We start from the raw sequence: 19269 nt of genomic DNA on the forward strand, positions 1-19269 counted from the left end.
GCCCCCGCCCGGGCCGCCCCCGCCCGACGCCTGGCGCGTCCCGCGGGCATTCCGCATCCAGGTCGACACGCGTTCGCCGGCGCAGGCGGGCGACCTTGCGCGTCCCGATGTGGCCCAGGCCCTGCACGAGGTGCTCGTGACGCAAGGCTTCACGCACAAGACCGTGCTCGTGCTCGAGCGGGAGCCCGAAAGCGACGTGCTGATCGCCGGCTGGTTTCGCGACGTGCGCCAGCGCCTCGTGAGCTTTGGCGACACGCCGGGGCCGGCGCGGCTGTTCGTCGCCTCGGTGCGGCGCCCCGACGGGACCTGGCTTACCGCGCGCATTCTCAGTCCGGCCAACGAGCGGCAGGTGCTGGTCTCGTTGCTGATGCAGACGATCCTGCTCTATTTCGTGCTGGTGGGTGCCGTCGCGCTAATCCTGCGCCGCATCGCCCGCCCGCTCAAGGCGTTGACCCGCCGCGTCGAGGCCTTCGCCAGCGAGCGCAGCGTGGTGGGACAACTCCAGCCCGAAGGCCCGGACGACATTCGCGGCCTCATCGTTGCGCACAACGCGATGGAAGGGCGCATCATCGGCCTGCTCGACGAGAAGGATGTCATGCTCGGTGCGATCGGCCACGATCTCAAGACCCCGCTCGCCGCGCTGCGCGTGCGCATCGAGGCGGTCGAGGACGACACCGAGCGCGCGCGCATGGCTGCGACGATCGAGGACATCAACCGCTCGCTCGACGACATCCTCTCGCTGGCGCGTGTCGGGCGTCCCTCCGACCCGCTCGAGGTGACCGAACTGTCCGCGCTGGTGGCCGATGTCGTGGGCGAATACGAGGACATGGGCGAGGATGTCATCCTCGGCGATACCGTCCGCATCGTCCTGCCGCTGCGCGCCACCTGGCTGCGCCGGGCGATGCGCAACCTCGTGTCCAACGCCCTGCGCTATGGCCAGCGCGCGCGGGTCTCGTTGGCGCGCGAGGGCAACGACGCGGTACTTCGGATCGAGGACGACGGGCCGGGCATCCCCGAGCACGAGATCCAGCGGATGATGGAGCCGTTCACCCGGCTCGAGGCATCGCGCAACACCGCCACGGGCGGGACGGGCTTGGGCCTGACGCTCGCCCGGGCGATCGCCGACCAGCACGGGGGCGCGCTCGCGCTGGCCAATCGTTGGGAGGCCGGGCGGGTGGTCGGCCTTGTCGCCACGCTGCGCCTGCCGATCACGGGCTGAGCGCGACCGACCGGCCGAGGTAACGGCTCAGTTCGGCGCGGTGGCGGCGTTCCCCATGAGGCCGCGGGCGAAGATCCGCGCGGCGTGGGCACTGTGGTGCTGCAACTGGGCGGCGTCGGGCGGCGGCACCAGGCCGAGCGCGACGCGCATGTGCAGCTTGCCGCGCACCATGCCGAGGAACTGGTCGGCGGCGAGGCGAGGGTCGTCGAGGGCGATGCCGTGCAGCGCGGCATGGCGTTCCAGTAGTGCCGCCAGGACGATGCCGCCGCGATCGGGCCCGGCGCGGAAGAACATCTCCGCGGTCTCGGGAAAACGCAGCGCGGCCGAATGGACCATGCGATAGACCGTCAGCGCGCGCTCGGTGCACAGCGCCGACAGGAATTCGGTCCCGAATCGGGTCAGCAGGGCTTCCAGATCGCCGCTTGCACTCTCGGCCAGGGCCGCGAGGGCCTCGATCACGCCGTCGCAGCCGCGCCGCAGCACGGCCTCGAACAGGCTCTCCTTCGACGGAAAGTACTTGTAAAGCGTAGCCTTGCTGCCGCCGAGCCGGGCAGCGATCGCAGACATCGAGGTGCTGCCGTAACCGGTGCGGGTGAACGCCTCGGTGGCGACGCTGACGATGTGATCGCGCCGCTCGTCGGGCGCGCACCGCTTGAGGCGATCGTTAGTGACCATTCCGTACACATAGCTGTTGACACGCTGCGTACAAGGGACCAGTTATCCGCCTAGTGACCGATCCGTACACAAGCGGGTCGTGCCACGCGACATCCCCCATGAAGAGGCTCCCGATGCACCCGTCCCGCCCCGCCGCCCTCGGCGTTGCCGTGCTGATGGCCTCGCTGGGCCTCGTCGCCGGTTGCGCCCCTGTCCCCGATCTCGGCGAACGGCCGGTGATGCGCCAGGCCGCCGCCGCCGATCTGTCCCTTGCCGACGCGGCACCGGGCTCCACCGCCGCTGCTGCAGCCGCATGGCCGGGCGAGGATTGGTGGCAGGGGCTGGGCGACGCGCAGCTGCCTGCCCTGATTGCCGAAGGGTTGAAGGCGTCGCCCTCGCTCGCGATGGCCGATGCCCGCCTGCGTGCCGCACAGGCGCTGGTCCGCCAGAGCGATGCCGCGCTGCTGCCCCAGGCATCGGCCAATGCGGCGGCGTTCGAGACGAAGCAGAGCTATAACAACGGGATACCCGCAGCGTTCGTGCCCAAGGGGTGGAACGATGCCGGGCGCGCGACGCTCGACCTCTCGTACGAACTCGACTTCTTCGGACGCAACCGGGCCGCCTTGCGCGCGGCGACGTCGGAGGCTGAGGCCGCGGCGATCGAGGCGCGCGCCGCCCGGCTTGCCCTCGCGACCGGTGTCGCCGATGCCTATGCCACGCTGGCGCGCGCGGCCGCAGCACGCGAGGTGCGCGTCGAGGCCCTGCGCCTGCGCGAGGAAACCGCCAGGCTGGTGAGCCAGCGCGTGACCAACGGCCTCGACACGCGCGGCGAGCAGCGCCAGGCCGAGGCGGGCATCCCGGTCGCCCGCGCCGAACTCGTGGCGGCGGACGAGGCGATCGCGCTGGCCCGCCATGCCCTCGCCGTCCTCGTCGGCGCGCCGCCCGCGCGCGGGGATGCGATCACCTTGCCGCACCTGGCCACGATCACGCCGGCACCGCTGCCCGATCGTCTCGCGCTCGACCTGGTAGGGCGCCGCGCCGACATCGCCGCGGCGCGCGCCCGCGCCGAGGCGGCCGCCGCACGCATCCGCGTAGCGCACGCCGCCTTCTATCCCAACGTCAACCTCACCGCGTTCATCGGCGTCCAGTCGCTCGGGCTCGGCAACCTGACCTCTGCCGGGTCGGACATCGGGCAGGCAGGTCCTGCGATCAGCCTTCCGCTGTTTTCCGGCGGACGCATCGCGGGTGCCTACCGCCAGGCCCGCGCCGGGTATGACGAAGCCGTCGCCAGCTATGACGATACCCTGCTCCGCGCCATGCGCGACGTAGCGGACGCGGCCGCGACGCAGCGTTCGGTCGAAGGCCAGGTTGCGGACCTGCGCCGCGCGGTGGCCGCCTCCGAGGATGCCTGGCGCGTCGCACGGCGGCGCTACGAGGCGGGATTGTCGCCCTATCTCTCGGTTCTCTCGGCCGAAGACGCGCTGCTCGCCAATCGCCGCCTGCTCGCTGACCTCGAGGCCCGCCGGCTTTCGGCGCAGGTCGGACTGGTCCGCGCGCTGGGCGGCGGCTTCCGCGCCTCTTGACCTTCGGCAACCCCCTGCACAACCCCCGTTTCTTTCCAGAGGCCTCGTCCCATGGCTGATACCGAACCGCAAACCATCGAACATCCTGATGCCCAGGCCGAGGCTCGGGCCGAGGCGGGGGCCGACGCGCAGCGGCGCGCGAAGCGCAAGCGCGCCTTCCTCGTCTTTGGCGGCGTGGTGGTCCTCGTCGCCGCGGGCTTCGGGCTTTACGAATGGATCTTCGGCGGCCGCTATGTCGATACCGACAACGCCTATGTCGCGGCTGAAACCGCGCAAGTGACGCCGCTGGTGGCCGGGCCGGTGCTGCGCGTGGCCGTGACCGACACGCAAGTCGTGCGCAAGGGCGACGTGCTGGTCGAACTCGACGCCACCGACGCGAAGATCGCGCTGCAGACGGCCGAGGCTGACTACGCCGATGCCTTGCGCAAGGCGCGCCAGACCGTGGCCACCGGCGGTGCGCTGGCCGCGCAGGTGAGCGAGCGCGATGCCGAGATCGCGCGCATGGCCGCGCAGGTGCAGGTGGCCACCGCCGATCTGCAGCGCGCCGAGGTGGACCTCAAGCGGCGCCAGTCGCTGGTATCCGACGGCGCGGTCTCGGGCGAGGAACTGACCACGGCACGCAATGCCTATGCCCAGGCGCAGGGACAGCTTGCCGCCGCGCGCGCCAGCCTCGCGCAGGCACGGGCGGCACGCGGCACAGCGAACGGGCAGGAGGCCGCCAATGCGGCGCTGGTCGGCGGCACCGCAGCCGAGGCGAACCCGCAAGTGCTGGCGGCGAAAGCGCGGCTGGACAAGGCGCGCATCGACCTGTCGCGCACGATCATCCGCGCCCCGGTCAGCGGCGTCGTCACCCAGCGCAACGTCCAGGTCGGCCAGAGCGTGACGGCCGGCACCGTGCTGATGGCGGTGGTGCCGATCGGGCAGGCGCACGTCGATGCCAATTTCAAGGAAAGCCAGCTCACCAACGTGCGCCCCGGCCAGCCGGTGACGCTGACCTCGGACCTCTACGGCGACGAAGTCGTCTTCCACGGCCGCGTCGTCGGATTTTCCGGCGGCACCGGCTCGGCCCTGGCGGTGATCCCGGCGCAGAACGCCACGGGCAGCTGGATCAAGGTCGTGCAGCGCCTGCCGGTGCGGGTCGCGCTCGACCCCGAGGAGCTGCGCGCGCATCCCTTGCGCATCGGCCTGTCGATGGACGCCACGGTCGACACGCGCCCGCCGCACCGCTCTAGTACCGGAGCAGGCCAAGGCGCAGCCACGGGCGGGGCCCACTGACATGTCCGACGGACCGCCGATGGGCTTCGGCGACGCGACGGTGCCGCCGCTGCGCGGATGGAAGCTCGCGGTCGGCGGCTTCTCGCTCGCGCTCGCCAACTTCGTCGTGGTGCTCGACATCACGATCGCCAACGTCTCGGTCCCGCACATTTCGGGCAGCCTCGCCGTCTCGCCCACGCAGGGCACCTGGGTGCTCACCTCCTATGCCGTGGCGGAGGCGATCTGCGTTCCGTTGACCGGCTGGCTGGTGCGTACATTCGGGGCCGTGCGGGTATTCCTGACGGCGCTGTTCGGCTTCGGGCTCTGCTCGATGCTGTGCGGCATGTCGGGCACGCTCGGCCTGCTCATCGCCTTCCGCATCGCGCAGGGACTGTGCGGCGGGCCGATCATGCCGATGACCCAGACGCTGATGTTGCGCGTCTTTCCCAAGGAAAAAGCCGGCGCGGCGCTTGGTCTGTGGGCCATGACCACGGTCGTCGCGCCTATTGCCGGGCCGATCTGCGGCGGGCTCATCTCCGACAATCTGTCGTGGCACTGGCTGTTCTTCATCAATATCCCGATCGCGATCTTCGCGCTGGTCTCGGTTTGGAACCTTGTCCGACCATTCGAGACCCAGCGCCAGAAAGCACCGATCGACTTCGGCGGGCTGGCATTGCTGATCGTATGGGTGGGCGCCCTGCAGATCATGCTCGACAAGGGCCGCGAGGAGGAATGGTTCGCCAGCCCGATGATCGTGACGCTGGCGGTCACCGCGGCGATCGGCTTCGTCGCGTTCCTGATCTGGGAGATGACCGAGAAGCACCCGATCATAGACCTCTCGGTGTTCCGCAGCCGCGGCTTTACCGTGGCGGCGACGGCGCAGGCTGTGGCCTATGCCGCCTTCTTCGCCTTCCTCGTCCTCATCCCGTTGTTCCTGCAGACGAACCTCAACTACACCGCGACCTGGGCGGGCTTTGCCATGGGCTTCGTCGGGGTGCTGGCGGTGGTCTTCGCGCCGATCGTCGCGCGGCTGATCGGCAAGGTCGACACGCGCATGCTGATCATCTTCGGCATGTGCTGGCTGGGGGCGGTCGGCTGGCTGCGCACTGGCTGGATCAGCGGCATGGGCTTCTGGACCATCGCCTTTCCGCAGATGATCCAGGGGTTGGGCATGCCGTTCTTCTTCGTCGGCTCGACCGCGCTGGCGATCGCCTCGGTCCGCCCGGACCAGACCGCCTCGGCCGCCGGCATCCAGAGCTTCATGCGCACGATGGCCGGGGCCTTTGCGACCTCGATGTCGACGACGATGTGGGAACGCCTGACCAAGGCCAATCGCGCCGATCTCGTCGGGGTGATCCATCCGCCGATGCACACCGGTCTGCCGGCGGCGCAAGCCCGCGCCGCGCTCAGCCAGCTGGTGCAGACCGAGGCGGTCACGCTGGCAACGCGGCAGATCTTCACGGTATGCTCGCTGACGTTCTTCTTTGCGGCGGCGCTGGTCCTGCTCGCCCCGCGACCGCCCCAGCGATCGTGACCGTCCGCGCGGTCGTGGCCCTCAGCGCAAGGGCGGATCGCCGGGCTGCCGGCTCGACGGATCGACCATGATCATCGCCTCTGGCACCATCGGCGCATCCTCTCCATCACCGGCGATATTGATCGCCGCCGTTCCTCGGCTGCGATCCTTGGCGGCGTAGAGCGCCTCGTCGGCGAGCGACATCAGGTCGCTGCGATTGATCGCCCCGGCGCGGTGCAGGCAAACCCCGATCGTCGCGGTCGAATGCAGCCCGCCGCTGCCCGGTATCGGCAGGACCAGCTCGTCGAGCAGCCGCCGCACGGTTCCGGGCAGGTCGGAAATCAGCGCCGGGTCGGTGATGAGCAGCACCAGCTCGTCGCCGCCGAGCCGTGCGGGGAAACAGTTGGCCAGCCAGTCCGAGGTCAGCGCCGTTGCCGCGCGCAGCAGGACCCGGTCGCCGCAGTTGTGCCCGAAGCGATCGTTGACCTGCTTGAAATGGTCGAGGTCGATCAGGGCCAGTGCGAGCGGCTGCCGATCGCCGGCGCTGTCCATCAGCAGCGCGTCGCAATATTCGTTGAAGCGCCGCCGCGTGGCGATGCGCGTCAACTCGTCGGTGTCCGCCCGCTTGCGCAGCCGACGCTCGACCTCATAGCGTTCGGTCACGTCCTGCATCGCGCCGATCACGGCAACGAGGCTGGCGTTCTCGCGCTCGACATCGCCCATCACGCGAACCTTGCGCGGGTTGCCGCGTGCGGTGACGAAATCGAGGGTCAGGTCGAACGGCGCCCCGGTCTCGATCGTGTTAGCAAGCGCGCGTTCGAGAATGGTGCGATCGGGCTCGGGGTAATAGCCCAGCGCATCCTCGAGGGCCTTGACGCTCCCCGACGGCAACTCGTGAATGACGAAAATCTGGTCCGACCATTCGGCCTGCTGGCTGGGAAGGGCCAGACGCCACGAGCCGACCCGGGTCATTCGCTCGGCCTGTTGCAACTGGCGCTGGAAACGGTCGCGGGCGGCAAGCGTCTCGTGCAGCGCGCGGGCCATGTCCTCGGCGGTGACGGTGTTGACGCGCGCCTGGATCAGCTCGGACGCTGCACGGCCCAAGCCTTCGAGCAGCTCGCGGCAGTGGTCGTCGAGTTCGCGGGGTGCACCGCTGACCACGCAGAGCGCGCCGATCGGAACGGGTTTCTGGCCTGGCTCGACGCTGACGCGCAGCGGCTCGCCGGCATAGAACCGGATCGGCGGCTCGCCATTGGGTCCCGGGCCGGCGACGGTCGGGATCTCGGCGAAGCGGGCGTCGGCGCTGGCATCGGGCACCACCAGCATGCTGTCCTGCGCCACGGCCCAGCGACAGAACGACTGCTCGATCGGCGTTTCGGTGGCGACGATGCCGGCCATGGCGGGAAACCATTGCCGCTGTTCCTCGACGATCGAGACAAGCGCCGACGGGCATCCGGTCAATCGGGCGGCCGCGGCGGCCACCGCATCGAGCGCGGCGCGGGGGCGACCTTCGAGCGCGCGCTGCATTAGGATATCGATGTTCTGTTGAATCATTGTGCAACGGTTTGCCACAGGCAGACCCTGCCCGACCAGCAATTCCTTAAGCGATTAATCCATAAGCAGAATGGACATCCGGCGATTACGCGGATCGGTAATGTTGTCGGGCAGGAGTGGTTCCCGGTCTGCCACGCCCTCGATCCGGCGGAAGCGGGATTCGGCGACGCCGTCGTGCATCAGCGCCTGGCGCGTGGCTTCGGCGCGCCCGGCCGAGAGCGACCAGTTGTTGGCCGGGTCTCCCGGCTTCCACTGCAGCGCGTCGGTGTGCCCGCGCACGCTGATGCCGGCGGTGTCGGGCGCAATGGCCTGGGCGATCGCGCGCACCAGTTCGAGCGCGTCGGGGGTCAGGATCGTGGTGCCGAGGCGGAACATCGAGAAGTCCGCGTCATCGAGCATGTCGATGCGGATGCCCTCGGGCGTCATGGTCATTTGCACCTGGCGCGCCAGCTTGCGCAGCTTGTCGTTGGCGTCGAGCTTCTCCTTCAGCCGCTGTTCCATCACCTGCGTCCGCTTGACCTTGGAGCCGCCGTCCTTGGGACCGCCGGTGGCATCGCGCGGGATGGTCAGGGTGCGCGTGCCGGTCTGCCCGGCGCGGTGGGGATAATTGTCGGCATCGGTGAGCGAGGATCCGCCGAGCAGGCCGTTCGAGCCGGCACTGCCCTTGCGCGTCTGCGCCAGCGTCGGGGTGAAGTAGTCGGCGATGCCCTTGCGCTGCTTTTCGGTGGTCGCGCCCAGCAGCCACATCAGCAGGAAGAAGGCCATCATCGCGGTGACGAAGTCGGCATAGGCGACTTTCCACGCGCCGCCGTGATGGCCGCCGGCAACCACGGTGATCTTCTTGACGATGATCGGCTTGGGCGCTTCCTTGCCCTTGGGAGCCTTGGCCATGCCGCGCGCTCCTTACCGGCCGCGCAGCGCGTCGAGCAGTTCGGACAGGCCGGGACGAAAGGCATGGCCCAGGCCCGAGCGCGCGCTTTCCACCACCAGCGGCTGCGGCCAGCCGTGGAGCGAGGACACGATCACCTGCTTGACCGCCTGGAAGATCATCGCATCCTGGTCGAGCACCTGCTTCAGGCGCCCGGCGAGCGGCGCGACGATGCCATAGGCCAGCAGCACCCCCATGAACGTGCCGACCAGCGCCGAGCCGATCATCGCGCCCAGGATCGTCGGCGGCTTGTCGATCGAGCCCATGGTCTTGACCACGCCCAGCACGGCCGCGACGATGCCCAGCGCGGGCAGGGCGTCGGCCAGGCCCTGCAAGGCATGTTGCGCCTCGCCTTCCTCGTGGAAATGGGTCTTCATCGCGTGATCCATAACGTCCTCGACCGCATGGACCTCGAGCGTGCCCGACGAGACGACGATCAGCGTCAGCGTGTCGCAGATCAGCGAGACCAGCGCGCCGTGGGCCAGGATGCGCGGATATTCGGCGAAGAGCGCCGAGCTCTTGGGTTCGGCGACGTGGCTTTCGAGCGCGACCGGGCCGTCGCTGCGCAGGATCTTCATCAGCTTGGCGCAGAGTACGATGGCGTCGATGTGGTCCTGCTTGGTGTGGCGCGGGCCCTTGAAAACCTTGGCCAGCCCGCCGCCAATGCCCTTCAACTCGTGCATCGAATTGCCGGTGATGAGCGCGCCGATCGCCGCGCCGCCAATGATCAGCATCTCGTGCGGGATCGCCTCCGCGACGGGGCCGATCGCGCCGCCGGTGATGATGAAGCCGCCGAAGACCATGGCGAGCAGGACGACGATGCCGATACCAGCGAACATGAAGCGTCAACCTTGTCGATGAACCACGAAACACAGCAGGGGCGGTGCCGTCGCTGCGAGGGGAGGACGGCTTTTTCCCGGCAAAATTCAGGACATCAGGGCAAACAGCGACAGGCCCGAAATCTTGGTGAAGCTCGCCTGGCTGGCTTGCAACACGGTCGCCAGTTCCTGCAGGTGGGTATAGGCGGTGGCGATGTCGGTGGTGCCCAGCACCTGCTGCTCGTTGGCGCGTGCCTCGCTCATCGTTGTCTGGCGCTGGGTGTTGAGATCGATCCACGAGAGCCGCGCGCCGACCACCGTCTGCCCGGTGGAGACCGAAGTGATCGCATCGTCGAGCGTGGTGAGCGCGGCCCCCGCGGCCGACTGCGCCGCCGTGCCGCCCGCGCTGATCGCATCGGTGATCGCCTTCATCGCGGCAAAGACGTCGGTGGCGCTGCCGCCGCTGGAAAACGACAGGAACTCGGGGCCGGTAAGGCTGCGCTTCACGCTTTGCCCGTCGCCCAGCGACAGCGTGCCGGCGCTGCCCGTGCCGACATAGCTGACCGCACCGGTCGCGGCATCGAGCGTATAGGCATCGCCGGGCGCATCGCCGCCGAACAGCGCATTGCCCGCGCTGTCGCGCGCATTCGCCAGCGCCACGAGGTTGCCGCGCAGCTGGCCGAGCTCGGTGCCGATGCTCACGCGCTGCTGGTTCGACAGCGTGCCCGTGGCGGCCTGGTTGGCCAACTCGCGCGCGCGCTGCAGCGTGTTGATCATCTCGGTCATGGCCGAGTCGGTCAGGTTGAGATCGGCCGTGGCGCGCCCGGCCGAGGCGGCGTCGACCTTGGCCAGCGTATCGGCGCGCGACAGATTGCGCAGGCGCGAGGCGGCGAGCGGGTCGTCGGCGTCGTTGGCCAGCCGGTTGCCGGTCGCGATCTGCTTCTGCACTTCGCCCATCTGGACGCGCAGGGCCGTGAGGTCGAGCGCCGAACGTTCGTAGAAGGCGGAAGTCGAGGTGGTGACGCTGGGCATGGCGGCTCCTGTCTGTGACCGTTCAGCGGATGGCGAGGATGGCGTCGAACAGCGTGCCCGCGACCTGCATGACGCGGCCCGATGCCTGGAACGCCTGCTGGTAGCGGGTCAGGTTGATGGCCTCGGTATCGAGGTCGACGCCGGACTGGGCGGACAGCGCGGTGCTGGCGGCGTCAGAAATCGTCTTGAGCGCCGCGCGCGTGGTCGTGCTCGCCTTCACCGCCGAGGACGACTGGTAGAGCAGCGTGTCCATCGCGCCCGCAGGGTTTGCCGCGGTCAGGGCGCCGCGCATGGCGATGAGGTTGGAAATGTCGCGGCTGTTGGGCGCAGCACCCGCGCCCGCGGTGGCGATCGCGGCGCCGCTGGTGGTGGCCATGCCCATCGCGCCGGCGGTCGTGCCCGACAGCAAGGGCCCGCCCGGCGATCCATTAAGCGCGGTGCCCTGGGCCTGTGCGGTGTTGACCGTGCGCACCACGCTGTCGGCCAGCCTGTCGAGGTCGCCGTGCACCATGGCGAGGCGCGCCAGCACCTGCTGCTGCCCGGACAGAGACCCGGCGGCCAGCGCCACGGTCCCGCCGCCCACGGCATAGGTGATCGTGCCGTCCGCTGCGGTGGTGGCGGTCAGCGTCTGGGCGACGAGGCCCGTCACCAGCGGCGCGCCCGAGGTGCCGCCGAGCGTGACACTGACCGAGCCATCGGTCGCAAAGCTGGTGGCGATGTCGGCGTAGCCCGACAGCTTCTGCAGCAGCAGGTCGCGCTGGTCGAGCAGCCCGGCGCGGTCGGTCTGCGCGTCGGCCAGCCGCGACAGGCGGCCATTGACCTTGGCCAGTTCGGCCGCCAGCGAATTGACCTGCGCCACGCCGTCCGCCGCGCCCGATTGCTGCCCGGCGGCCACGGCGTCGAGCTGCGCGGCGGCGATGTTGAAGCTGTTGGTCATCGTCTGCGCCGAGGCGATGACCGCGGCACGCAGCGGCGTGTTGGTCGGGTCCTGCGACAATTGCTGCAGCGTCGATTCAAACCCGGTGATCGCATCATAGACGCCCGAGTCCGACAGTGCGGCCTGGATATCCTCCAACCCCGCAACTTCAGCATCGGCGCGCGCGGTATCGGCACCGGTGCGGCGCACTTCACCCTGGCGAAAGGCATCGGCGTTGCGGGTGATCCCGGCGATACGCACGCCCGAGAGCGAGACGTCGCGGTGGTGCGTCAGGTAGCCCGGCGTCATCACCTCCTCGGTGGTGGCGCTGCGCCGCACGTAGCCCTGGCTCGAGGCATTGGCGATGTTTTGGGCGGTCAGATCCAGCTGGATCCGCGCCGCCTTGACGCCGCTGCGCGCGATGGAAAGCAGGTCGGAGGCCATGGCGATCAGCCCTTCGTGCCGGTGGTGGCCGCGATGTGGGCCGACAGCTGCGCCTCGATCCGCGCGGCAAAGCCCAGCGCGCCGGCCTGCGACGCGATCTCGGCAAAGCGTTCGTCGCGCATCTGGGTGAACGTGTCGTCCTGATGGCCCAGCAGTGCCTCGCTCCCGCCCAGCGGCGTGCTGCGGCCCATCGCCAGGATCTGGCGCAGGAACATGGCCTCGAAACCTTGCGCGGCCTTGTGCAGGCGGGCCTGCTCCGTCGAGGGTGCCGGGGCCGAAGAGGCGGCGCGGGCGCCTGAAAGGGGACTTGTCGCAGTCATCAGATCACCACCATCTCGGCCTTGAGCGCGCCGGCCTGTTTGAGCGCCTCGAGGATCGCCACCAGATCGGACGGCGAAACGCCCAGTTTGTTAAGGGCATTGACCAGCGAGGAGAGCGAGGCGCCGGGCTTGAACAGCGCGACATGGCTGCCTTCCTCGCTCGCGCTGATCTGGCTGCTCGGCACCACGGCGGTCTGCCCATTGGAGAACGGCCCGGGCTGCGAGACCCGCGGCTTCTCGTCGATCCGCACCACCAGCTTGCCGTGGCTGATCGCGGCGGGCGACAGGCGCACCGCGCTGTTGATGACCACCGTGCCGGTGCGGCTGTTGACGATGACCTTGGCGGCAGCGTCGGCGGGGCTGACCTCGATCGTCTCGATCGCCGCCATGGCGCTGGCGCGCGCGTCGCTGCCTTCGGGCAGGCGCAGCGCCAGCGTCACGCCGTCCTCGACGCTGGCCGTACCCGGAAAGCGACGGTTGATTGCATCGCGCACCCGCGCGGCATTGAGGAAATCGGCGTCGAACAGGTTCCAGCGCAGGATCGCCGCGCTGTCGAACCCGGTCGCCACCGCCCGCTCGACGCTGGCACCCTCGGCAATGCGGCCGACGGTCGGCACGTTGACGGTCAGCTGCGACCCGTCCTTGGCGGTGATGCCCAGGCCCCCGACCGCGAGGTTGCCCTGCGCCATGGCATAGATCTGCCCATCCGCGCCATAGAGCGGGGCGAGGACCAGCGCACCGCCGCGCAATGACTTGGCCTTGCCGATGGTGGAGACCGTCACGTCGATGCGCTGGCCCGGCTTGGCGAAAGCAGGCAGGTCGGCGGTGATCATCACCGCGGCCGCATTCTTCAGCCCCGGTGCCACGCCCGGCGGCAATTGCACGCCCAGCCGGCCCGACACGCCGCGCATCGCCTGCGTCAGGTATTCGAGGTTGTCGTCGCCCGTGCCCGGCAGCCCGACGATGATGCCGTAGCCGGTCAGCTGGTTCGAGCGCACGCCCTGGAACCCGCCGAGATCGCGCACGCGCTCGGCGCGCACCGGCTGAGTCAGGATCGGCGCGGCCGCCATGGCGAGGGTGAGGGCCAGCATCACCCCGCGCCGGGGAAGCAGGGCAAGGGCCAGGCGCAGTACGGCGCCGATCGCGGCGGCGAGCATCAGGTCGGATGCGTCCATGACGGTCAGATCCTCAGAACGGGCTGATGATGTTGAAGAACCGGGTGAGCCAGCCCGGCTTGCCGGCGCGGCTGATGTCGCCGCTACCGGCATAGGTGATCCGCGCATCGGCGACCTGGCCCGACTGGATACGGTTGGCGGTGTCGATGTCGGCCAGCCGGACGATGCCCGACAGCTGCACCCACTCGCGGCCCTGGCTCAGCATCAGCTGCTTCTCGCCGCGCACCAGCGCGGTGCCGTTGCGCCGCAATTCGACGATCGTGACCGACACCTCGCCACCCAGCGAACTGGTCTGCGAGGCATTGCCGGTCCCGGAAAAACTGCTCGCGCCCGAATTGTTGAGGCCATTGGCCGAAAGGATCGACAGCGGACCCTTGCTGGGCGGCGTGATGCTGAACGCCGCAGACTTGGCGGTCTTGCTCGCCGCGGTCTTGGACGTGGACAGCTGTTCGGACAGCACGATCACCAGCGGATCGCCCACGGCGCGCGCGCGTGCGCCCTCGACCAGCCCGGCATAGCCGCCGGCCAGGTTGAGGATGCTGCCGTCGGCGGGCTTGTCGGGTGCGGCAACCGGAAGGGCGGCGGCATAGTCGGGCCTGGGCTTGCCGCGCGCCTCGGCGCGTTGCACCGGGATCGCGGCCACGATGATCGCCATGGCGGTGAAGGCCAACCCGGCCACGCGCAGGCGGCGTCGATCCTGGCGAGAGGCGATGTCCAATGCCCGGTCGAACGGCGATTCCATCATGGCTTGGTCGCCCCCGTCACAGCGTCTGGTTGGCGTTCTTGAGCATGTCGTCGATCGAGGCGATCATCTTGGAATTCACCTCGTAGGCGCGCTGGCACTCGATCATGTCCACCAATTCCTCCACCACGCTGACGTTGGACGCCTCGAGAAACCCCTGCTCGATCGAGCCGCGCCCGGCGTCGCCCGCCGGGCCGACTTGCGCGGGGCCGCTGGCGCCGGTCTCGGTGAGGAAGTTGTCGCCGATCGCCTTCAGCCCTTGGGGGTTGGCGAAGCTGGCCACGGTGATCTGCCCCAGCGTCGTCGCCTCGGTCGCGCCGGGCAGCGTCGCCGTCACCGTCCCGTCCTTGGCCACCGTTATCGCCCCGGCGGTCTCGGGCACGGTGATCGCGGGCTGCAGCGGATAGCCCTGCGCGGTCACGATCGTGCCATCGGCCGAGCGGCTGAAGTTGCCCGCGCGGGTATAGGCCAGCTGCCCGCCCGGCAGCGTCACCTGGAAATAGCCATCGCCCTGCAGCGCAAGATCGAGCGCGGCGCCGGTGCCCTGCAACTGCCCCTGGGTTTCCATGCGGCTGGTGCCCTGCAGCGATACCCCGGTGCCGAGGTTGAGGCCAGTCGCATAGGCCGTCTCGTTCGAGGACTGCTGCCCCGCCACGCGCGCGTCCTGGTAGGCGAGCGTCGCGAAATTGGTGCGGTCGCGCTTGAAGCCGGTGGTGGCGACGTTGGCGAGGTTGTTGGCGATGACGCGCATGCGCGTGTCCTGCGCCTCGAGACCGGTGCGCGCGACGAACAGGGCGGAACTGGGCATGGCTGGTACTCCGATGAAAGGGGCAGGCAGGTTCAGGTGTCGGGGCGTCTCAGGTGTTGAGGCGCATCAGGCTGGCGGATTTCTCGTCGACCTCGCGTGCCGTTGCGACGACGTGGGTGCGCATCTCGAACAGTCGCTGCGCCTCGACCATGTCGACGATGATCCGTGTGGGATCGACGTTGGACTGCTCGAGCGCACCCGGCGTCAGGCGGGCCTCCTCGTCCTGCGGCAGGGCGCCGGCGCCGCCATCGGCACCGGTCACGTGAAACAGCCCGTCGAGACCCTTGCCGACGCGGCTGCCCTCGACCGAGACGAGCTTGAGCCGGGCCACCGGCTGCGGCGGCGTGGTGGGGTTCTGCGGATCGCCGACCAGCACCGTGCCGTCCGGCCCGATCGTCACCGTGCCGCCGGGCGGCACCGTCACCGGGCCACCATCGCCGATCACCGGGCGCCCGTCGCCGTTCTGCAGCACGCCGTCCGCACTGACGCTGAGGTCACCGCGGCGGGTATAGGCCTCGCTGCCGTCCTCGGCCTGCACGCTCAGCATGGTCGTGCCCGACAGCGCGACATCGAGCGGATTGCCGGTGGGGACGGTGGTGCCCTGCTTCATGCTGGCGGCCTGGACATAGCCCTCGGTCATGGCGCGCGCCTCGAGCGCCGGGCCCTTGAGCGTGACCGGTACGGCGCTGAGCATTTCGGCGCGAAAGCCGATGGTCTGGGCATTGGCCATGTTGCTGGCGATGACGCGCTCGCGCAGCATCGAGCCGTTCATGCCCGAGTAGGCGGTATAGATCAGCCGATCCATCGCAGGCCGTCCCTAACCGTCAGCTGCGCAGGTTGAGCACGGCCTGGGTGGCCTGTGTCGCGGTGTCGATCGCCTTGGCATTGGCCTGGTAGTCACGCTGGGCGACGATCAGCCCGACCAGCTCCTCGGAAATCTCGACGTTGGAGCGCTCGCGATACCCCGACAGCAGCTTGCCGTACTGGCCGTTGGTCGGCTGGCCATAGCTCGCCGCCCCCGACAGGCCCGTCGCCGTCCAATTGGATGAGCCTTGCTGGCGAAGGCCCGTGGGGTTGAGGAACGTGGCGAGCCCGACCTTGCCAATCACCATGTTGCTGCCATCGGCATAGGATACCGCGACGTTGCCGTTCTCGTTGACGGTCAGCCCGGCGAAGGCCGAGCCGGCGCTATTGGTGGTCGGCACGAGGCCGTCGATCATGGTCGTGCCGGTGACGTTACCCGCAGCATCGGTGGGGAACAGCTGGACGCGATTGCCCGAAGGATCGACGATATAGCCCCCCGGATCGAGTTCGAAGGCACCGTTGCGCGAATAGACGGTCTGCCCCGTGGTGGGAGAGACCGAGGTGAAGAAGCCGTCGCCGCTGACCGCGAGGTCGAGCGACGAGCCGGTCGACTCCATCGGCCCTTGCGTGAAGTTCTGGGTGATCGCCTCGACTTTGGCGCCGATGCCCTCGATCAGGCGCGGATTGGTGAAGGCGGTGCCGGCGACGACGTCGGCAAAGGTGACCGTGCTCTTCTTGAAGCCGCCGGTCTCGGCATTGGCGATGTTGTTGCTCACCACGTTGAGGCTGGTCTGGGCATTCTTGATGCCGTTGAGCGACGTATAGAACGACATGGATCTGACCTTTCGAGGGGATGGTGGTTCAGGCGGCCTTGGCGGCCTGCTGCGCCGCGCCGATCGCGGCGAGCTGGGCCGAGATCGTCTTGAGCGTGGCGGCGATGTCGGCATTGGTGGCGCTCGCGCCGTTCAGCGTGTCGAGCTTGGCGGCGATGGCGGTGAGCGTGCCGCTCATCTGCGTCGAGTTCGACAGGGTCGAGAACTGGGCGAGCTGCGCCACCATCTGGGTGTTGTCGACCGGGCTGGTGGGGTCCTGGTTCTTGAGCTGCGCGGTCAGCATCTTGAGGAAATCGTCGGCGCCCAGGCTGCCCCAGCCACTGGCCTTGGTCGTGGACGGGGCGGACGCAGCGGACTTGGTTGCAGTCGTGGTGGTCATCACTTCATCCTCATCGTGTCGAGCATCAGCTGCTTGGCGGTCTGCATCGCCTCGACCACGTTCTGATACTGGCGGCTGGCCTCCATCATCTCGACCATCTCGGCGTTCTCATCGACGGGGCTGGCCCAGACATCGCCATTGGCATCGGCCATCGGGTGATCGGGATCGTGCGTCCGCACCGGGGTCGTATCGGTGCGATAGACGCCCTGGACCTTGACCGTGGCGAGGCCGCTGCGGGCATCGAGCTCGGCGGCGAAGACCGGGCGCAGCGGGCGGTAGGCGGCCTCGGCGCTGCCTGCGACGGTGCCGGCATTGGCGAGGTTGGACGCGGCGGCGTTCATGCGCACGAGCTGCGCCGACATGGCGCGGCCGGTCACGCCGAACAGGCTGAGCGGGGGCGTGGCGGGACGGCTCATGGTCACTCGCCCTTGAGCGCGCGGCTGACTTCGCCGACGCGGTCCTTGATGAACTCGAGCGTGGCGGAATAGCCGACGGCGTTTTCGGCAAAGGCGGTCTGCTCGGTCGCCATCTCGACGGTATTGCCATCGAGGCTGGGCATGACCGGCACGCGGTAGCGCGTCGCGATCGCCTCGGCCCGCGCTTCGCTGGCGCCGCGCAGACGGGCCTGCAGCGCGGCGGCGAAGTCGATGTCGCGTGCCTTGTATCCGGGCGTGCCGGCATTGGCGATGTTGGAGGACAAGAGGCCCAGCCGGCGGGCGCGCACTTCGAGCGCGGCGCCGTGGATGCCGAACAGGCTGTCGGGAGATGCAGGTTGGCTCATCGTCTGGGCAATCGCTCGTCGTTGCGGGGCGGGTGTTGCCAGGGGGTTTGCAAAGGGCGTGCCAAGTTTGCGGCCATGGCGGCGAACGCCACGGCGCAGGGTGAGCGAAATCTGCGAAAAGGCTGGTGCCACGCGGGCTTGCACGTAATGAACCGCGTCCGGGTCGTGCCCTTTGCCGGGATCGCGACGGCGCGTGCCGCAACGGCAACCGCTTGCCGAGGGGCGGCAAGGGCGGAACCGCGATCATGACGGGCATGACCCTGAATTTTTGTCGCGCCCGGCCGTCCTGCCGTCATCGCTTGCCGCCTGATGAGGCATCATGGACCTGACTCACCTGCTTGATGGCCAGTCGGCCGCCATCGTCGTCGGCGGTACGCTGCTCGGCACCGTGCTGCGCTGCGGATGGCAGGACAGCCGCGCCGCAGTAGGGGCGATCGGTGCCTTGCTGCGCCCCGGTTTCGATGCCGATGCGATGCGCGCCGACCTTGCGCACGAGGTCGCGCTGATCCGACGCGATGGCGTGATCCGCGCCAGCCCGCGCAAGCTGCGCGACCGCGAGTTCGACAATGCGACGGCAGCGCTGGTGCGCACGCGCTCGCTCGACGGGCTGGTCGAACAGCACGAGATCTCGCGCCGCGCCCGCTTGCGCCGCGCCACCGCCGCGGCCCGCACGCTGGCGCAAGGGGCAGACCTCGCGCCGGTGTTCGGCCTCGCCGGGACGCTCGTCGCGCTCAGCCAGCTCAAGCTCGAGGCCCTCGTGCATGGCAACTTCATCGGCGCCATCGCCACCTCGGTACTGACCACGCTCTACGGCCTGCTTTTGGCGCACATCGTCATGGCGCCGCTGGGCCGCGCGGTGGAGCGTGCCTCGGCCCGCGAGGAGGAAGCGCGTGCACACGTCATGACTTGGCTGGCCCAGCAGGTCGCACCGGCCTGTCCCGATCGCCCGCGCAGCCCCGTATCGATGCCGCGCGCAATCGGCCCGGCCGATCCCGACTTCGGGCTCGATGCTCGCTTCCATGCCGGGCTAGACGCGCAGGTCGGCCCGCAGGAGGCGGCATGATCGCGCGGCCGGGGCAGACCGGCTGGCAGACCATCCTAGCCGACCTGTCGCTGATCCTGTTCATGATCACCGCCTCGGCGCTCTCGGTCGCCGAAGCGCCGCACCCCGCGCCAGCAGCGCCCAAATCGGCCGCCGCGCCGCGCCCGGTCACGCCGTCCGCGCGGGCCGAGCCGGTGGGCGTGTGGCGCGAGGGTGAAGGTGCGCCCCCGCTCGCCCGCTGGCTGGCGGAACAGGGCAGCGACCCGCGCCTGCGCCTTTCGATCGTGGTACGTTATCTTGCCGGCGAAGGCCGGCGCGATGCGGCGCTGGGCCGGGCGGCCGCGCTGGCGGCGCAGGCCGGCCCGCGGGGGGCGAGCGCGCGGCTTGTGGTGGAACCGGGCGCCGTCGCCGGTGCCAGCGCGACTCTCGGCTACGACCGGGACAGCGACTGATCGGCACATGGCATGGTG

General features: G+C 69.4%; 21 protein-coding genes. 6 read left to right on the forward strand and 15 right to left on the reverse strand.

Annotation, left to right across the window (positions count from 1 at the left end):
* The coding region (locus tag V7Q48_RS14255) for a sensor histidine kinase (protein ID WP_333838933.1) at window positions 1-1219 on the forward strand (1219 nt) is incomplete at its 5' end.
* Between the two features lie 27 nt (window positions 1220-1246).
* On the opposite strand, the gene V7Q48_RS14260 is transcribed toward V7Q48_RS14255, so the two are convergent.
* Entirely contained in the window at window positions 1247-1894 is a 648-nt protein-coding gene (locus V7Q48_RS14260) for a TetR/AcrR family transcriptional regulator (protein ID WP_333838934.1), read from the reverse strand.
* Between the two features lie 113 nt (window positions 1895-2007).
* On the opposite strand from V7Q48_RS14260, the gene V7Q48_RS14265 reads away from it, so the two are divergent.
* From V7Q48_RS14265 to V7Q48_RS14275, 3 genes are read left to right on the forward strand one after another with little or no spacing between them, the layout of a single operon-like run.
* Window positions 2008-3456, forward strand: a complete 1449-nt coding sequence (locus V7Q48_RS14265; RefSeq protein ID WP_333838935.1) for an efflux transporter outer membrane subunit — start codon at window positions 2008-2010, stop codon at window positions 3454-3456.
* A gap of 51 nt (window positions 3457-3507) precedes the next feature.
* Window positions 3508-4731, forward strand: a complete 1224-nt coding sequence (locus tag V7Q48_RS14270; protein WP_333838936.1) for an HlyD family secretion protein — start codon at window positions 3508-3510, stop codon at window positions 4729-4731.
* A gap of 1 nt (window position 4732) precedes the next feature.
* Window positions 4733-6244, forward strand: a complete 1512-nt coding sequence (locus tag V7Q48_RS14275) for a DHA2 family efflux MFS transporter permease subunit (protein ID WP_333838937.1) — start codon at window positions 4733-4735, stop codon at window positions 6242-6244.
* A gap of 21 nt (window positions 6245-6265) precedes the next feature.
* Here V7Q48_RS14275 and V7Q48_RS14280 read toward each other — a convergent pair whose 3' ends face one another.
* The 14 genes from V7Q48_RS14280 to flgB all read right to left on the reverse strand — a co-directional run bounded on the left by V7Q48_RS14280 (window position 6266) and on the right by flgB (window position 17757).
* A complete protein-coding gene (locus tag V7Q48_RS14280) occupies window positions 6266-7750 on the reverse strand; it encodes a sensor domain-containing diguanylate cyclase (RefSeq protein WP_333838938.1) in 1485 nt (494 codons plus the stop codon).
* 81 nt (window positions 7751-7831) lie between these two features.
* Window positions 7832-8668 carry a flagellar motor protein MotB gene (locus V7Q48_RS14285; protein WP_333838939.1) on the reverse strand — a complete coding sequence of 279 codons (837 nt, stop codon included), beginning with the start codon at window positions 8666-8668 and terminating at the stop codon, window positions 7832-7834.
* 12 nt (window positions 8669-8680) lie between these two features.
* A complete protein-coding gene (gene motA / locus V7Q48_RS14290) occupies window positions 8681-9544 on the reverse strand; it encodes a flagellar motor stator protein MotA (RefSeq protein ID WP_333838940.1) in 864 nt (287 codons plus the stop codon).
* An 87-nt stretch (window positions 9545-9631) separates the two neighbouring features.
* Window positions 9632-10555: a flagellin N-terminal helical domain-containing protein gene (locus V7Q48_RS14295; RefSeq protein WP_333838941.1), complete on the reverse strand. Its 924-nt coding sequence runs from the start codon at window positions 10553-10555 to the stop codon at window positions 9632-9634.
* Between the two features lie 22 nt (window positions 10556-10577).
* Window positions 10578-11915 carry a flagellar hook-associated protein FlgK gene (flgK, locus tag V7Q48_RS14300; RefSeq protein WP_333838942.1) on the reverse strand — a complete coding sequence of 446 codons (1338 nt, stop codon included), beginning with the start codon at window positions 11913-11915 and terminating at the stop codon, window positions 10578-10580.
* Between the two features lie 5 nt (window positions 11916-11920).
* Window positions 11921-12235, reverse strand: a complete 315-nt coding sequence (locus V7Q48_RS14305; protein ID WP_333838943.1) for a rod-binding protein — start codon at window positions 12233-12235, stop codon at window positions 11921-11923.
* Window positions 12235-13326, reverse strand: a complete 1092-nt coding sequence (locus V7Q48_RS14310) for a flagellar basal body P-ring protein FlgI (RefSeq protein WP_333839003.1) — start codon at window positions 13324-13326, stop codon at window positions 12235-12237. Before V7Q48_RS14310 ends, V7Q48_RS14305 begins: the two co-directional genes overlap by 1 nt.
* A 97-nt stretch (window positions 13327-13423) precedes the next feature.
* Window positions 13424-14155: a flagellar basal body L-ring protein FlgH gene (locus V7Q48_RS14315; RefSeq protein WP_333838944.1), complete on the reverse strand. Its 732-nt coding sequence runs from the start codon at window positions 14153-14155 to the stop codon at window positions 13424-13426.
* 16 nt (window positions 14156-14171) lie between these two features.
* On the reverse strand, window positions 14172-14960 hold the full coding sequence (gene flgG, locus V7Q48_RS14320) for a flagellar basal-body rod protein FlgG (RefSeq protein ID WP_333838945.1): 789 nt from the start codon (window positions 14958-14960) through the stop codon (window positions 14172-14174).
* Window positions 14961-15009: 49 nt separating this feature from the next.
* Complete coding sequence (locus V7Q48_RS14325; RefSeq protein ID WP_333838946.1) at window positions 15010-15765, reverse strand: flagellar basal body rod protein FlgF; 756 nt, start codon at window positions 15763-15765, stop codon at window positions 15010-15012.
* A gap of 19 nt (window positions 15766-15784) precedes the next feature.
* A complete protein-coding gene (locus V7Q48_RS14330) occupies window positions 15785-16597 on the reverse strand; it encodes a flagellar hook-basal body protein (protein WP_333838947.1) in 813 nt (270 codons plus the stop codon).
* 28 nt (window positions 16598-16625) lie between these two features.
* Entirely contained in the window at window positions 16626-16976 is a 351-nt protein-coding gene (locus tag V7Q48_RS14335) for a flagellar hook assembly protein FlgD (RefSeq protein ID WP_333838948.1), read from the reverse strand.
* Entirely contained in the window at window positions 16976-17392 is a 417-nt protein-coding gene (flgC, locus tag V7Q48_RS14340) for a flagellar basal body rod protein FlgC (RefSeq protein ID WP_333838949.1), read from the reverse strand. Before flgC ends, V7Q48_RS14335 begins: the two co-directional genes overlap by 1 nt.
* A 2-nt stretch (window positions 17393-17394) precedes the next feature.
* Entirely contained in the window at window positions 17395-17757 is a 363-nt protein-coding gene (flgB, locus tag V7Q48_RS14345) for a flagellar basal body rod protein FlgB (RefSeq protein ID WP_333838950.1), read from the reverse strand.
* Window positions 17758-18076: 319 nt separating this feature from the next.
* On the opposite strand from flgB, the gene V7Q48_RS14350 reads away from it, so the two are divergent.
* Both V7Q48_RS14350 and V7Q48_RS14355 read left to right on the forward strand, forming a co-directional pair.
* Entirely contained in the window at window positions 18077-18820 is a 744-nt protein-coding gene (locus tag V7Q48_RS14350; RefSeq protein ID WP_333838952.1) for a MotA/TolQ/ExbB proton channel family protein, read from the forward strand.
* Window positions 18817-19251 carry a hypothetical protein gene (locus V7Q48_RS14355; RefSeq protein ID WP_333838953.1) on the forward strand — a complete coding sequence of 145 codons (435 nt, stop codon included), beginning with the start codon at window positions 18817-18819 and terminating at the stop codon, window positions 19249-19251. Before V7Q48_RS14350 ends, V7Q48_RS14355 begins: the two co-directional genes overlap by 4 nt.
* Window positions 19252-19269 lie beyond the last annotated feature (18 nt).

The organism is Novosphingobium sp., from assembly GCF_036803765.1.
GTDB lineage: Bacteria > Pseudomonadota > Alphaproteobacteria > Sphingomonadales > Sphingomonadaceae > Novosphingobium.